Below are 15,821 nucleotides of genomic sequence, written 5' to 3' on the forward strand. Positions count from 1 at the left end.
TAAAAAGCACTTCAAAAAGGATGAAAAAATTATTCAATTTCCTATATTCTACACGTTTAATGGCTGTTTTATTTATCGTATTTGCGACAGCAATGGGCATTGCCACTTTTATTGAAAACGATTTTGGTACACAAACTTCTAAAGCACTTATTTACAACACTTGGTGGTTCGAATTAATTATGGTTTTTTTCGTAATTAACTTTTTTGGAAATATTTTTAGATATCGTTTGTATAAAAAAGAAAAGTGGGCTGTTTTAATGTTTCATGCTGCATTTTTACTTATTTTAATTGGTGCAGGAATAACACGTTACATTGGTTATGAAGGAATTATGTTAATTGAAGAAGGCCAAACCACCAACAAGTTTTTATCGGAAACCATCTATTTAAACGCTATTGTAGATGATGGCAATTTACAAAAACCAGAAATTAATGAACCCATAATGCTTTCTGCTTGGGGAAACAATTCTTGGTCGTATTCAAATACTTTTAAGACAAAAGAGAATCATATTGATTTTTCTTTCGAGTTGGTTGATTATATTCCGTGGGCAGAAAAAAAATTAGTAGAAGATAAAAATGGAGTAGAACATTTATTTTTTGTGGAATCTTCGGAAGGAACACGCCACGAACATTGGATTAAAAAAGGAACACTACAAAACATCCATGGAATTTTAGTTGGTTTTGAAGCCAACGAGCAAAATGCATCTATTAATTTTACCAATAAAGATGGTGTTTTAAAAATGAAAACAAAAGCAGATGGAGATTGGTTTCGAATGGCAGACCAAAAAAGAGGAAAGATTGTAAAAGATTCTTTACAAGAATTCCAATACTTAACGCTGCATAATATAGAAAATTTACAATTTGTAATTCCAAGACCTGTAGAAAAAGGAAGTATAAAAACCGTTCGCGGTCCAAAAGACGATAAAAAACAAGATTTAATTATTCTAGATGTTACAGCCAATAACGAAACAAAAAGAGTAGAACTTTTAGGCGGAAAATTTAATTCTCAAGGCTCTAAAGAACTGGCTGTTGGTGGTTTAAATTTTAGAATGCTGTATGGTTCTAAAATTTTAGAAACTCCTTTTTCTATTAAATTGAATGATTTTCAGTTAGATAAATATCCTGGTTCCGAAAGTGCTGCAGCATATGCAAGTGAAGTAACTGTTATCGATACTGATGAAACCTTCGATTACCGCATTTATATGAACCACATTTTAGACCATAAAGGTTATAAATTTTTTCAAGCGAGTTACGATTTGTCTGGACAAAAAGAAGAAACACACCTATCTGTAAATCACGATTTCTTAGGAACTTTTGTGACCTATTTAGGATATTCTCTTTTATATACAGGTTTAATTTGCATTCTTTTTGCAAAAAACACGCGTTTCGACGATTTAAAAAAAGGATTGAAAAAAATCAGAAAGAAAAAACTAACCTTATCCATTTTTGCAGCAGTTTTACTAAGCACTTCTGGTTTTTCACAACATGATGATCATAAATCAAGTAAATTATCTACCCAACAAATAGATTCGATTTTAAAAGCCAACATGGTAGATGCCAAACACGCAGAAAGCTTTAATAAATTAGTGATACAAGATGCTGGTGGTAGAATGAAACCTGCACATACCTTTGCATCGGAATTGGTTCGAAAAGTAAGTAAAACAGACAAATTTAAAGGTATGGAACCTAGTCAGGTTTTATTATCTATAATTGAAAACCCATATTTATGGTACGAAGTTCCTGTTATTTATTTAGAAAAAGGAAATAAAGAAATAAGAGAATTTATTGGTATTGATACAGATGCAGAATTTGCAAGTTTGTCCGATTTTTTCAATTCGAAAGGCGAGTATCTAATTCAAAATAAAGTAGCAGAAGCTCAAAAGAAAAAGGTTCGTAACAAGTTCGAAAAAGACCTTATAAATATCGATAAAAGAATTGGTTTGTTATACAGTGCTATTGGGGGTGGAATTTTAAAAATATATCCAATACCAAATGACGATAATAACAAATGGGTTTCTAGACCAGAAGCTTCACAAGCAAATTTTAAAGGAACAGACTCTGTTTTTGTGCGCCAATCTTTACCTGTTTACATTCAGTTTTTACAAAAAGCAAAGCAAACGAACGATTATACAGAGGCTAATAAAATTTTAGACGGAATTAAGAAGTTTCAGAAAAAATTTGGAGCAGCAGTGTATCCTTCAGAAAGAAAAATAGAATTAGAAATTAGCTATAATAAAATTCAACCTTTTCAAAAATTGGCTACCTATTATGGTTTTGTAAGTTTGTTTTTAATCATTTTTGTGATATGGCAAATATTCAATTCTAAAAGATGGGTTAACACCATTGTAAAAGTTTTAATTGCAATTACAGCTGGATTATTCATTTTTCACACCTTAGGTTTAATTTCACGTTGGTATATTAGTGGAAATGCACCTTGGAGCAATGCGTATGAGTCAATTATTTTTGTTGCTTGGGCAACTATGTTGTTTGGGCTTTTTATGGGAAGAAAATCTGCCTTAACCATTACAGCAACAGCATTTTTAGTTGCGATTACATTAGGTTTTGCTCATCAAAACTGGTTAGATCCAGAAATTGCAAACCTGCAACCTGTTTTAAATTCTTGGTGGCTTTTGGTACATACTTCTATTATTGTAGCCAGTTATGGCCCACTTTCTTTAGGAATGATTTTAGGAATTTGTGCACTTCTTTTAATGGTTTTTACCAACGAAAAAAATAAAAAGAAAATGGATTTAAACATCAAAGAAATTACCATTATTAACGAAATGGCAATTACTGTGGGTTTAATAATGCTTACCATTGGAAACTTTTTAGGTGGTATGTGGGCGAACGAAAGTTGGGGTCGTTATTGGGGTTGGGATCCCAAGGAAACTTGGGCACTAATTTCTATTATGGTATATGCATTTGTGTTACATATGCGTTTAATTCCTGGTTTACGTGGAAAATATACTTTTAATTTATGGTCTATAATTGCGTATGCTTCTATAATGATGACATATTTTGGCGTAAACTTTTATTTATCTGGGTTGCATTCTTATGCAAGTGGAGATAGAGTAATTACACCAACATCAGTTTATTATTCTGTTGGTTTTGTGGCAATTTTAGGAACCTTTGCATTTATTAAATACAAAAAATATTATAAAAAATAATTTTACAGAGAAGTAACTTTCTATTTTCATTAGAAAATGTATTTTTGCTCCTCAAAAAATAATCATAAAAAAACATCATGTTTCATAAAAATATAAAATTAATTTTAGCTGGTTTAATTACTGTTTGGGCTGTATATCAATTTAGTCAAGGAAATATAATGAATGGAATTTCCATCTTATTATTAGCTGGAATTTTTGTGTTATTCTACTTTAAAAACGAATTTATTTTATTGGCTTTTTTACAGCTAAGAAAGCAAAATTTCGAAGGAACTAAAAAATGGTTAGGTTATATAAAAAATCCTGAAGCTGCTTTAACAGTAAAACAACAAGGTTATTACAATTATTTGCATGGCATTATGCTAAGTCAAACGAATATAACACAGGCCGAAAAATATTTAAGAAAAGCGGTAAAATTAGGCCTGTCAATGGATCATGATTTGGCTATGGCTAAGTTACAATTAGCTGGTATTGCAATGACGAAAAGACGTAAACGTGAAGCTACTAATTTAATGGCAGAAGCTAAAAAATTAGACAAACACGGCATGTTAAAAGAGCAAATGACCCTAATGAAACAACAAATGAAGAAGATTTAAAATGCTTCAATTATAGATACAAAAAAATCCGCTGTAAACTTTACAGCGGATTTTTTTCTCTATAAAAACACCTTCATTACGATTTCTTTTTTATGATGAAATAGAAAGGGAAAAAAGGATGTTTTATTACGGTAACACCAAAATGAATATTTTTTTAGACTAATATTTGGTTTTAATTATTGTTTTTCATAAATTAGACTATTAATTAATTCATTATAAAAAGATGGCATTACCAAAACAAATTATAGTAAAAGAGAGTATTAAAGAATTAAAATCATTACAAAAAAAGAGTAAAGCTTTATTTATTCCACGACTTAGAATGCTACAAGTCATTAAAGAACATAAAGAGCCACTATCTAAAAACGCTTTAGCCAAATTAGTTGGGGTAAATCATAACACAGTATTCAAAGATGGCGAACAATGTATCTTAATGGTGGTTTAAAAGGACTGCTTGCTCATAAGACCACAGCCTCTGCTCCCTTTATGTTTACCAAGCAAGAACGAGAGAAAATTTATGCTAAGCTAAGTGATCCCAAATCAGGTATTCGCGGTTATAAAGAATTGTTGATTTGGGTAGAAGAAGAATTTGGAAAAACAGTGAAATATAATAGTCTTATGGTATTCTGTCGTAATCAATTTGGTACCAAGATAAAAGTAGCTCGTAAATCACACATCAAAAAGGATGCTAAAGCTGTGGATGCTTTTAAAAAAACTTTGGTCGTATCTGCCAACAAGCCGTAAAAGAAAAACGAGATTCTTACAAAAGCATCCATCTTTATTTTCAAGATGAGAGTCGTTTTGGGATGTTTACCAAAAATGGGCGCGCTTTAACAGTGAAAGGCGTTAAGCCAATTTGCCCTTTTCAACAGGTGTTTAAATCGACCTATCTCTTTGGTGCATTTTCTCCAATTACTGGAGATAAGTTTTTACTGGAATACCCAAACTGTAATGCCGATATTTTTGAGTTGTTTTTGAATGAATTATCCAAAGAAAATCCAATCGAACTTAAAGTCATGGTAGTGGACAATGCGGCTTTTCATAAGGCTAAGAAAATTAAAATTCCTGATAATATCGTCTTAATATTTCAACCTCCATACTCTCCAGAAGTAAACCCTGCAGAACAAATATGGGCTTGGTATAAAAGAGCCTTTACAAACAGAATCTATAAATCAATACCACAAATTGTAGATTTTATCTCCAATAAGTCCGAAAATCTTACTAAAGAATTAGTCAAATCAATTACAAGACAAGAATATATTTTCTCTAATTATTGAACTGTTTAAATATTCATTTTTATATTAGATTAAAGTACTCATTTTTATCCTTTCAAAATTTAAGTTATTAATCCCTCAATTTTAAACCCTAAAATACTAATAATAATAAAGTTAAGTACTAATACCTGTTTTGAAAAAAGTAGTACTTATACTCTTTTAATACCCTAAATTTAATTAAATATTTGTAATGTAATCAAAAAGAAATTATTCGATTAAGTAGCTACTATAAATTTTTCATTACAAAAGGCAGCATCCGAAAAGCCAATTTAAATAGAGTAGGAAATATAACTTAATATGTAAAATTATGTGTCAAGATAATAATGATATCGTCCCTGATTTAACCAAAACTCACGGAGTAGTTAATGATTCTAAAGTACAAGCTTTTGAATTTCACCCAAGTACCCAAGCCGCAAAAATTTCAGCATGTGTTGGCGCAAAATATGAGAATGGTCGTATTTGTGTTAATTTTCCAATTATTGGTGAGATTTGTTTTAACGTTTCACTAAACATTCCCATTGGAGCTAGCGTTAACGTATGTATGGAAACCTGCGGTTTTAGATTTGGAGTACCTCCCTTTAAAGGAATAAAAGCAACTGTATATTTCCAGAATAATGCAATTTGGTCTGGAGTTATTTGGGGTTCTTGTTAAACAATATTCAGTCTCAACAATATTTCGCTGATCTAATTCAAATTTAAAGCGAGCTTATTTATTATAAGCTCGCTTTTTTATGAGTAGGAATAATTTAAGAAGTATTGGTAGTCGCCCTAATTCTGAATAGTTTAGCTAATGGAATCTATTTACTCCATATCTTTATTTGATAAGGAACAATTAAAATACCTTCTCGCCATTTAAAAAAGTTGCTACAACTTTTGTTTTAGGAATTTTACTGTCTTTTACCTTCATAATATCTTGGTTTAAGATCACAAAATCGGCAAATTTACCCACTTCAATAGAACCTTTTTCTTCTTCCTCGAAATTAGCATAGGCAGCCCAAATGGTCATTCCTTTTAAGGTTTCTTCTCTTGTTAAAGCATTTTCCATTTGAAAACCTTTTTCAGGATAATTATTTGTGTCTTTTCTAATGGTTGCTGCATAAAAAGTTAAAAACGGATTTACTTTTTCTACAGGAAAATCTGTACCTAATGCAATTTTTTCATATTTATTTAACAGGTCTTTAAAGGCATATGCTCCTTTCATTCTTTCGGGACCAATTCTGTCTTTTGCCCAATACATGTCTGATGTTGCATGTGTGGGTTGTACAGAAGGTAAAATATTGTCGAAGTGCGTAAAATCTTCTTTAGAAACAATTTGTGCATGTTCAATTCGCCAACGTCTATTTTTAGCATTTTTTAAAACTTCTTTATAGGTTTTTAGCATCCAAGTATTGGCAGAGTCGCCAATGGCATGTGTGTTCATTTGATAATCGGAAGCCGCAATTTGTTTTGCGATTTCTTGATATCTTTCTGGAGAATAAATTAAAGCGCCAAAATGATTTTCTCTGTCTGAATAAGGTGTTCGCATGGCAGCACCTCTTGAACCCAAAGCACCATCTCCATAAATTTTAAAAGAACGCACATTTAGTTTTTCGGTTTTTATAATTCCTTTATTGATAAAGTAATCTATTTCTTTTTGATTATCGCCAGAAACCATTGCATAAACACGCATTTTTAAGTCGTTTGTTTGTTGTAAACTATCTATTAAATCGATTGTATTTTTAGAGATTCCTGCATCATCTACAGTAGTTAAACCGTAAGAAAAACATATTTTTTGAGCATCTAACAAACCTTGAATGGCTTCTTTTTTAGAGGTTGGTGGAAATTTAATAAAATCCATAGCCGCATCAATTAAAACACCCGTCATTTTTCCGTTTTCAACAATAATTTCTCCACCAGAAACTGGAGTATCTTTTGTAATACCAGATAAATCAATTGCTGTTTGATTGACTAACAATGCATGTCCATCAACACGCGTTATGGCAACTGGAATATCTGGAAATAACTCGTCTAATTTTTCTTTTGTTGGAAATTCTTTGAGTTGCCAATCGTTTTGATCCCAACCACGACCCGTAATAAAATTTGTGTTTTTTTCTTTTTGAAAATCAACTAGTTTCTGTAAAACTTCATCGTAACTTTTGGTACCTTCTAAAGATACTTTTTGTTGTTGCAAACCCATTCTATAAAAATGGCAATGCGCATCAATTAAACCAGGAACAATTGCTTTTTTTTCTGCATCAACCGTATTTTTTGAAGTGAATTTGTCTTGAATTTCTTTGTTCGTTCCAACAGCTATAAATTTTCCGTTTTTTACAGCAAAAGCTTCCGCATTTTCGAAATTACTGTTAACGGTGTAAGTGTTTGAATTGATAACAATTAAATCTGCTTCTTTCTTAGCACAAGAAACAAGAAATAAAGCGATGGTTAGAATAGAAAAAAAATTTTTCATGAGTTTGTATAAATTAAATAAGCACAATACATTAATAAAAATTGAAGAGGAACTCTAATAATGGCCATTTTTTTAGAACCAATTGCAGGTCTAATTCTTGTAACATCCCAAAGATGAATTGGTAGCAAAAGAATCATCAAAATAAAAATTCCGAATGCAGCATATTTCGTTGTTTCAGAGAAAAATAACCCAAAACCTAATAGAAATTCAATAGTTCCAACGACATAATTTACTAATTTCTTTGGAAAAAAATTAGGAATAAAATTTTTAAAAATTCTTGGTTTTAGAATGTGCATAATTCCTGCAAAGCAGAAAAAAGCCCCGAAAACTATTTTTAAGATAAGAATTAAAATTGCCAAACTTTTATTGTTTTACAGGTGTGTTGTTGTATAAATATTTATCCATTAAATAAACAATACTTGCCATAGAAGCACTGCCCAGTTCTAACTCTCGCTTATTTACTTTGTCGAAAGTATCTGTGCTTGTATGATGGTAATCGAAATATCTTTGAGAATCTGGTCTATAGCCTACTAAGGTTACATTTTCTCCTTTTAAAGGACTAATATCTGCACCAGAGCCACCTTTTTCGATATCGTGTAAACCATAAGGAGCTAGTAGTTTTTTCCAACTTTTTAGTAATTTCGTATGGGCACTATTGGCGTCTATAGAAAAACCTCTTGGTGTGTGCCCTCCAGCATCCGATTCTAAACCACCTATATGATTTTCTTTATTTTGTTTTGCCAATTCTGCATATTTTTTGGCACCTCTTGTACCATTTTCTTCATTCATAAAAAATACAACCCTTATCGTATTTTTAGGTTTTATATTGTTTTGTTTGAATAAATAAGCAACTTCTAAAGATTGTACAATTCCTGTACCATCATCATGGGCGCCATCTCCTAAATCCCAAGAATCTAAATGCCCACCAACTACAAAAATGTTTTCTGGCGTTTCTGCTCCTTTAATTTCGCCAACTACATTAAAAGAAGGTGTATCTGGCAAGGTTTCGCAATTTTGTTTAAAGTAAAATTTCAATTTGGGGTTTTCCTTTAAATCGTCACTTAAAATATTTGCAGCTCTAGTGCTAATGGCTGCAGTTGGTATGTGCTTTTCTTTGGGTAGATTGCCATAACTCATGGTTCCTGTGTGCGGATAATCGTCTATAGCATTTGTCATAGAACGAACTATAACGCCTTTTGCGCCAAATTTACCACAAATAGCTGCGCCTTGTACTCTTTGATCTACACAACCACCATATGCTTTAAAAGTATTGATGAGTGTATTGTCGAAAGGACGATTAAAAAACACAATTTTACCTTTCATTTTATTACCCAAAGCTTCAGCCTCTTCTAAACTTTTTACTTCGATAACTTCTGCTAAAACTCCCGATTTTTGGGTTGCTACAGAAAAACCTAAAGCGCAAATGGGCACGTTTTTTTGAATTCCGTTTGTGGTATATGTTGCAATTTCTTTTTCACCACGAACCCAATGTGGTACCATAACAGGTTGCAACCAAACAGAGTCTAAACCTACTTCTTTCATTAATTTTTCTCCCCAAACAACTGCTTTTGCTGCTTCAGGAGAACCAGATAATCGACCGCCAATATTAGAGGTTAAATCGCGCAACCATTCGTAAGATTTCCCATCCATTAAAGCACTATCGAATAGTTTTTTAATGTTTATAGAGTCTTTTTTTTCTTCGACGGATAATTGGTTAGAATCTATTACTTTTTCTTGTTTTTGATTGCATGCAAACAGCAATAAAAAGATAAAAGCAAAGAATAATATTTGTTTCATTTGGTATTATTTATTTTGAATTTATAAAGCTACAAAAATGAAATGATAAATTACTGTATTTGGAAATGAATATGGTCATCATGTCTTACAGCTTGACAGCCATGAAATCGAATTCTTTTATCTTTTAAATTCAACCTTATTTTTAAATGTGGTTCTATAAAAAGTTTGTTAACATTATTGTTTTTTAAAATTATATGAATGATTGTTTTTGTTGCTTTTTCTGATATTTTTAAATTTTTATAAGGATTTCCAAATGTAAAATACTTTGTGAAGTCATATTGCCAATATCCATTTTCTTTGCATTTTTTAGTTTGATTAGCTTCGCCACTTTTGGGTTCTTCAAAAATACCATAACCGCTATTAGATGGTTTTAAATTGGTTATTTTTCCTCTATCATCTTCATAAACAAAAGAGATGTCTATTTTTTTTCCATCATTATGACTTAAATGAGGAAGTAATGGGAAACCATCAAAAAAGGGGAAATTAGCATCTAAATACATAACTTTTATATCGGGATATTCTTTATTTACTTTCAAAGAGACATTAGTTAAAACATCATGTAATTTTGGTGTTACATAATTTCTATTACAGAGTTTTGTTACAAAATTATGAGTTGTAAGATTGTGAGAATCTTCGATTTTAACTCTACCAAAAAAAGGAGCAATACTTGGAACAATTAAAAATGTAGAAGTTACATATAGAAGAACAAAGATAGAAAATCGTTTTATTAGATGTTTCTTCTTTTTGGTTGAGATTAATGATCTTGATAAAATATAAATTAATCCTCCAATTTGTGTAAGTAAGGTTAACCATAAAAAAAGGAAGAAATGAAACAGTATTTTAAGAAGATTTTTAAAGCTCATTTGTTACTTTTTCAGCTTCCATAAAAACGGCTTTATATCTTTTTGCATTTTGTTTAGACATCGATTTAATTTCTTGAAGCATTTCTTTTAAGACCTCTTTGGCTGCTGCATTTTTATTTCTTCGAATTAAAAACTTAGAGAGTTCTAAGCGTTCGTTGTAATTAGAATAACGAATGTCTAACTTTTTTAATTGAATTTCGGCTTCCTTAAAATAGGCTTTTTTTTCGAGCGCCAAACCATAAAAATAAATGGATTCTTGAAACTCTTTTTCTAAGTTTATTTTTTGAGAATAAGCAATTACTTTATCAAAATTACCCACTTTATAATAACATTTTATCAACTTATTTAAAGTGTAAGGGTCGTTTTTAAAACCACTATCTAGTGCTTTCTCATAATATAAAATCGCATTATTATACTCTTTAATTTCTGAATATGCGTCTGCTAAATTAATTTTATTTTGAAAAGTATCTGAGAATTTTACGGCTGTTTCGAGGTCTTTTATTTTCTTGGTAGGATTAATAATAGTAGTAATTTCTTCAGAAATAATTGAAACATCTTTTTTATTAACAACTTGAGTTATTAGATAAATGATGCAACCCACTAAAGGAATAAAAAAGATGATAAAGTACCAGTAATATTCTTTATTGTTTTTATAACAATGATAAAAGCAAAGAACTTGAAGCGCAACAATTATATAGTAGTACATAAAAGTAAATATACTAAAAAAGGTATTTTATTTTGATGTACAAACGTTGATTTTTTTTTCTAAAAATCGAATTTATACGTAACACCTCCTAAAATTTGGAAACCTTGTGTATCGAAATTAGCAAAACGTTGGTATTTTGTGTTTAAAATGTTGTTAGCCCTTAAAAAAGCAGAAAATTTATCGTTAAAATGATAGCCTCCATTTACATTTACGTCTATAAAAGAACCAACGGTTTCAACACCTTTTAGGCTCGATGGAAATTGCGCATTGTAAAGTGCGTCTTTACGCTCGCTAACATAAAAAATATTCGTGGTCGCAAACCATTTTTCTTCTTTGTATTTTCCTAGAAAGGAAGCTTGTAAAGAAGGTAAATTCCATTTTTCGATGGCGTTTGTCATGGTGTAATTATCGAACTGAACTTGTGTGCCAAAAGTTAGTTTTCTTGAAAAATCATACTCAATTTCTCCATAAAATGAAGTTGTTTTCACATCATCGTAATAAATTGAAAAAGAATTTCCGTATTCGTAACCATTTAAGGTTTTTCCGTTTACGGAAGCATTTGTACCATCTGATTTAGAGTTGTTTCTTAAAAATAAGGGTTTGTCTTCTTCCTTGATACTACTTGCTTTTAAATTGTAACTAATATCGTTTGTAATTTTTCCTTGAAGACCTATAAATAGGTTAGAAGTTTCTGCAGTTTGAGTAATAAACAGTGTTGGTGATACATATTGGTTTTCTTCTGTAAATTGCTTGTAGGTGTTTGTGTGTAGGTTTCCTGTAACACCTGCGTAAGCTGTTATATAATTTTTAAGAACGGACTTTTGTGCAAATACATCTGGAAATAAAAATACGTTGTTCGATTCGTTTTCTGTATCTATAGATCCGTACATTTTTAAACCTGTTTTTATAGAAAAACCGGCATAATTAATTTTGTATTCTGGAAATAATTTTACGGTTAACGTTGTGTAATTGATGTTATTTGTGTTTTCGTAGTTTGTTTTAAAGCTTCCACTTAAATATTCTAGTCCAGTTTTTATGGAAATATCGTTTAAATTGTTGCTTAAGAATCTTAATGGAAAGTCTAGTTTCGCATCGAAATTCGCCAGCATTTCTTTACTGTTAAATAAATCTGTAAAGTAAGAAAAAGAAACTTTTCCATAATTTATATAAGAATCGTGAAATTTAAAATCTGTAGCTACTTTAAAATAATTATATTTTTGCGTTTCTTTAATTGTATTTAAAACAGCTGTATTAAAAATTACATCTGGCAAACCATACCAATTATATGTATTTAACTCTGTATGCAAGCTTACTTTCCAATCGAAATAACGATCTACTTGTTTGTAAAATGCAGCGCCTTTAAAATTCGAGAAATTACTATTTAATTTAGAGCTTCTAACGTTTTCTTGTGAAGCTACGTATTTGGCAGACAAACCATATTCGTTATTAAATCGAGTGTTTTTGTATAAAAAAGCTTCTAGGTAAGTACTGCCATAGTTTCCATAACCTGCCGCTAAATAATTGTTGTAAATTCTTTCTTTTACGCCAATGTTAATTCCTTTTATAGCTCCTGTTTTAGGAATAAATGTAGAAGCTACAGGTGCAGAATAAATACTGTATTTTAATTGTTTCTTTTTTCTTTCTCCTAATAATTTAATTTTAGGGTTTTTATTTATTTTTTTAGCATCTGCAATTTCTGGATTAAACTTAGTAACTACATTTACAACCTCTGTTTTAACAGTGTCTTTTTTTTGTTCCTGCCCTTTTGTTGCCCAGAAACCAAATAAAATTAGTAATGTTAGAAAGCCTTTTTTCATTATTTCTGTTTTTCTGGATTTACGGAGTTATTTGTTTTGGCTTCGTTTTCTTTTATGGTATTTAATTCTTTGGATGCTTCTTGAATAACATCGTCGAATTCTTTAAAATTTTTAATTACGTTTTCTAAGACAAAAGTTGCTTGATAAACATCTTTTAAACCGTAATAATTTTTACCCATTATTACATAACTTTTTACACCCCAATATTTGTAGTTAGCATACCCAGCAATTAATTTTTGAACCACTTTATTAGAGGCTGCATATTCTTTTTGTTGATTTTTAAAATAGGCATTATAATACAGTGCTTCTGCTTTTAATGCTCCACTTGCTGTTTTTTCTATTTCGTTAAAAAACTCTTCTGCTGTTCTAAAATCTTCGGTTTTAAAAGAAGATCTTGCAATTATAATCTGTGCATCGTTTTTTAAATTAGTGTCTATTTTGTCTTGTTGCAATATTTTTTTAGCGTATTCTATTGCAAAATCATAAGCTTCTGTTTCGAAATAGGCTTTCATTAAATTGCTTTGGGCAAATAAAATATTTTCGGCACTATTTGCTTCTAACTCTAACTTGTCTAAGACAGGAAGTGCTTCGTTATAATTGCCATTTTGTAAGTAAATTTGCGATAATTTGCTTAACGCTTCTTCGCTAAATTCATTTCTACCTTCGTCGATTACATTTTTTAGAGGAATAATGGCACTTTGATACTGTTTGGTTTTAAAGTACACATCTGCCAAGTAATAATTGGCTTTAATTTTATGAATACCATCAGGAAATTTTCGAGAATAATCTACCAAACTTTTAACAATTTCGTTTTTGTTGTTAGCTTCAAAATATTTTTTTTCAGCAACTGCAAAAGAAGTATTGTCAATATCAGCATTGCTAACATTTACAAACTTTAAAGTACGCATCCAATTTATATAATCATCTAAATTTCCTTCATCTATATATACATTTCGCGCATTTGCGACTGCTTCAAGCGCTTCTGGAGAATTCGAAAAACGCGCAACAACTTCTTTGTATTTTTTTAAAGCTTGTTGGTTCATATTATCATTATAATACAACAAGCCTTGTCTTAATAAAGCACGAGAAAGAAATACGCTATTTGGATATTTTTCCAATAAACGGTTGTATGCAATATGTGCATTTTTATGATCTTTAATTTTTATATAGGTATTTGCAATTTGATACAAAGCATCGTCTTTTAAGTTGGAGTTTTGGTAGTCGTTAAGTACCTTTTTAAGAGCCGTTATTTTAGCTTCATCATCGTCTGTAAAACCATAACTCATGCCTATTTGATATTGGGCATAGTCTGAATTTGGGCCCAATTCATCTGCAACAATTTTGTAAGATTTTACAGCTTCAGTATAATTTCTAGAAGCAAAATAACCATCTCCTAAACGAATTATTGCATCGTATTTAGTATCTGCATCTATAGAATCTTTAGCTAAGAACTTTTTAAAAGCAACAATCGATTTTTCGTATTTTTTTAGTTTAAAATAAGCATAGCCAATAGTGTAGTCTGTTCGTTTAAACTCGTTTTTAGAAGATGTTAAAGATGTATTTAAAGCTTCTAATTTTGTAATGGCCTCTTGGTAATTTTCTAAACGATATGCAGCTTCTGCCTCCCAAAATTGTGCTCTTTCTTTAACCTGTGTAATGGTAGATTTTTTAGCTTGAGAAAAGAATGGTAAAGCTTCTTTGTATTTTTCTTCGTTAAATAATTGAATTCCTCGATACAAAGAAACTTCTATAATTAAGGCTGTGTTTTCTTCGGATTTTTTTTGAGAAAGAAAATCTATGGCACCTTGGTAATTTTGTTCGTTTATAAAAGAAGAAACCACCAATTTGTTAATTTCTTGATAGGCTTTCGATTTTGGATATTTTTTTAAATAGTTTTGTAAAACTTCGGAAACTGGTTCGAAAGGATTGCCTGCTTCGTAACTTAATTTTGCATAATTTAAAGCGGCATCTTGCTGAATATTTACATCGAAACTCATTTCTGAAGCCGATTTAAAAGCATTTAAAGCTTCATTTTTTTGACCGACTTTTAAATAACATTCTCCTAAGTGAGAATATGCATTTTGAGAGACATTATTTTTTTGATCTATAATTTTATTAAAATTATTAATGGCATTTTCGAAATCGTTTTGCTTGTAATAAGCGTATCCTAATTGATAATAATCTGTATTATTCCATTTTCCTTTTTTGCCTCTGTAATTTTTTAAATAAGGTATAGACGCTGCATATTTTTCTAAATTAAAATAACTTTCTCCAATAATTTTAGAAATTTCTGACTGTAAATCTTTTGTTGCCTCTGGTAATAATTTTTTTCCCATCTCGATACAACGTTTAAATTTACCTGCTTTAAAACTAATGTCTAACAAGTAATATGTTATTTCTGCTTTGTATGTGGCATTGTCTGCAATTTTTTTAAGAGTAGATTCTGCAATTCCATAATCTTCTAGTTTGTAAGCGATATAACCATAATAATATCGAGAATCGTTTCCGTATTTTGGGTCGTTTATTAGCAATAGAAAACGATCTTTAGAAAGTTGCAAGTTATTGGTGGTTAAAAATCCATAGCCCATTTTAAAATCGAGCTCTTTTTTATCTTCTTTTGAAAGCATTTTTGGATCTACTTTTTGATACCATTTTAAAGCATAGGCCGCTTTTTTATTCGCAAAATAATAGTTTCCTACATTAAAAAAAGCAACATTTTTTTTATTGCTATTTGGGTACTCTTCTACAAAAGAAAGTACTTTTTTGTCTGCACCTGTTTGGTTTAGTTTTATAGCACACATGGCTTCGAAATAGGTAGCGTCTGTTTTTAAATTCGAACCAATATTTGCCTTTTTAATAACTTTATCGAAAGTTTTTTGCGCAGCTGCATACGCTTTGTTGTTGTATAATTTTAACGCATTATTATAATCTTTTAAAATACTTGTATTTGCAATTGTTTGCTGAGAAAGCATCGCAAAAGACATTAAAAAAGCAAAAAACGAAAGAAGGTATTTTTTACGAATAAGGTTTTTCATATACTTATTTTAGATACTTAAAATGGATAACGAACAATTTTTTAAATTGTTGGATTGAGAAAGAAAAATATTACAACAATTTTAGTCAAAAATAAGAATTGTTTAGAATTCATAGTTAAAAAATCAATA

13 protein-coding genes are annotated in these 15,821 nt (G+C 30.3%); 6 read left to right on the forward strand and 7 right to left on the reverse strand.

Going from position 1 to position 15,821, the window contains the following annotated elements:
• Positions 1-20 precede the first annotated feature (20 nt).
• The 6 genes from JL193_RS12920 (at position 21) to JL193_RS12945 (ending at position 5,680) form a co-directional block, all read left to right on the forward strand.
• Entirely contained in the window at positions 21-3,164 is a 3,144-nt protein-coding gene (locus JL193_RS12920) for a cytochrome c biogenesis protein CcsA (protein WP_207971196.1), read from the forward strand.
• A 77-nt stretch (positions 3,165-3,241) separates the two neighbouring features.
• Positions 3,242-3,757, forward strand: coding sequence for a DUF2892 domain-containing protein (locus JL193_RS12925; protein ID WP_207971197.1), 516 nt, complete (start codon positions 3,242-3,244; stop codon positions 3,755-3,757).
• Positions 3,758-3,980: 223 nt separating this feature from the next.
• Positions 3,981-4,199, forward strand: a complete 219-nt coding sequence (locus tag JL193_RS12930) for a hypothetical protein (protein WP_207971198.1) — start codon at positions 3,981-3,983, stop codon at positions 4,197-4,199.
• Positions 4,178-4,498 carry a hypothetical protein gene (locus JL193_RS12935; RefSeq protein ID WP_207971199.1) on the forward strand — a complete coding sequence of 107 codons (321 nt, stop codon included), beginning with the start codon at positions 4,178-4,180 and terminating at the stop codon, positions 4,496-4,498. The genes JL193_RS12930 and JL193_RS12935 overlap by 22 nt, the downstream gene beginning before the upstream one ends.
• Positions 4,499-4,524: 26 nt before the next feature.
• Positions 4,525-5,031 carry an IS630 family transposase gene (locus tag JL193_RS12940; protein ID WP_243456901.1) on the forward strand — a complete coding sequence of 169 codons (507 nt, stop codon included), beginning with the start codon at positions 4,525-4,527 and terminating at the stop codon, positions 5,029-5,031.
• Positions 5,032-5,335: 304 nt separating this feature from the next.
• Entirely contained in the window at positions 5,336-5,680 is a 345-nt protein-coding gene (locus tag JL193_RS12945) for a hypothetical protein (protein ID WP_207971200.1), read from the forward strand.
• 180 nt (positions 5,681-5,860) lie between these two features.
• Here JL193_RS12945 and JL193_RS12950 read toward each other — a convergent pair whose 3' ends face one another.
• From JL193_RS12950 to JL193_RS12980, 7 genes are read right to left on the reverse strand one after another with little or no spacing between them, the layout of a single operon-like run.
• Positions 5,861-7,474, reverse strand: a complete 1,614-nt coding sequence (locus JL193_RS12950; protein WP_207971201.1) for an amidohydrolase — start codon at positions 7,472-7,474, stop codon at positions 5,861-5,863.
• Positions 7,471-7,833, reverse strand: a complete 363-nt coding sequence (locus JL193_RS12955) for a DoxX family protein (protein WP_207971202.1) — start codon at positions 7,831-7,833, stop codon at positions 7,471-7,473. The genes JL193_RS12950 and JL193_RS12955 overlap by 4 nt, the downstream gene beginning before the upstream one ends.
• A gap of 4 nt (positions 7,834-7,837) precedes the next feature.
• Positions 7,838-9,271, reverse strand: coding sequence for a M20/M25/M40 family metallo-hydrolase (locus JL193_RS12960; RefSeq protein ID WP_207971203.1), 1,434 nt, complete (start codon positions 9,269-9,271; stop codon positions 7,838-7,840).
• A 50-nt stretch (positions 9,272-9,321) separates the two neighbouring features.
• Positions 9,322-10,134 (reverse strand): hypothetical protein, encoded by an 813-nt coding sequence (locus JL193_RS12965; RefSeq protein WP_207971204.1) that lies wholly within the window; start codon positions 10,132-10,134, stop codon positions 9,322-9,324.
• The gene (locus tag JL193_RS12970; RefSeq protein ID WP_207971205.1) at positions 10,124-10,840 is read right to left on the reverse strand and encodes a CDC27 family protein; all 717 of its coding nucleotides are present in this window, start codon (positions 10,838-10,840) and stop codon (positions 10,124-10,126) included. The genes JL193_RS12965 and JL193_RS12970 overlap by 11 nt, the downstream gene beginning before the upstream one ends.
• A gap of 59 nt (positions 10,841-10,899) precedes the next feature.
• Positions 10,900-12,657, reverse strand: a complete 1,758-nt coding sequence (locus JL193_RS12975) for a TonB-dependent receptor (protein WP_207971206.1) — start codon at positions 12,655-12,657, stop codon at positions 10,900-10,902.
• A complete protein-coding gene (locus JL193_RS12980; protein WP_243456754.1) occupies positions 12,657-15,692 on the reverse strand; it encodes a tetratricopeptide repeat protein in 3,036 nt (1,011 codons plus the stop codon). Before JL193_RS12980 ends, JL193_RS12975 begins: the two co-directional genes overlap by 1 nt.
• Between the last annotated feature and the right edge of the window lie 129 nt (positions 15,693-15,821).

It is taken from the genome of Polaribacter batillariae (genome assembly GCF_017498485.1).
GTDB classification, from domain to species: Bacteria; Bacteroidota; Bacteroidia; order Flavobacteriales; family Flavobacteriaceae; genus Polaribacter; species Polaribacter batillariae.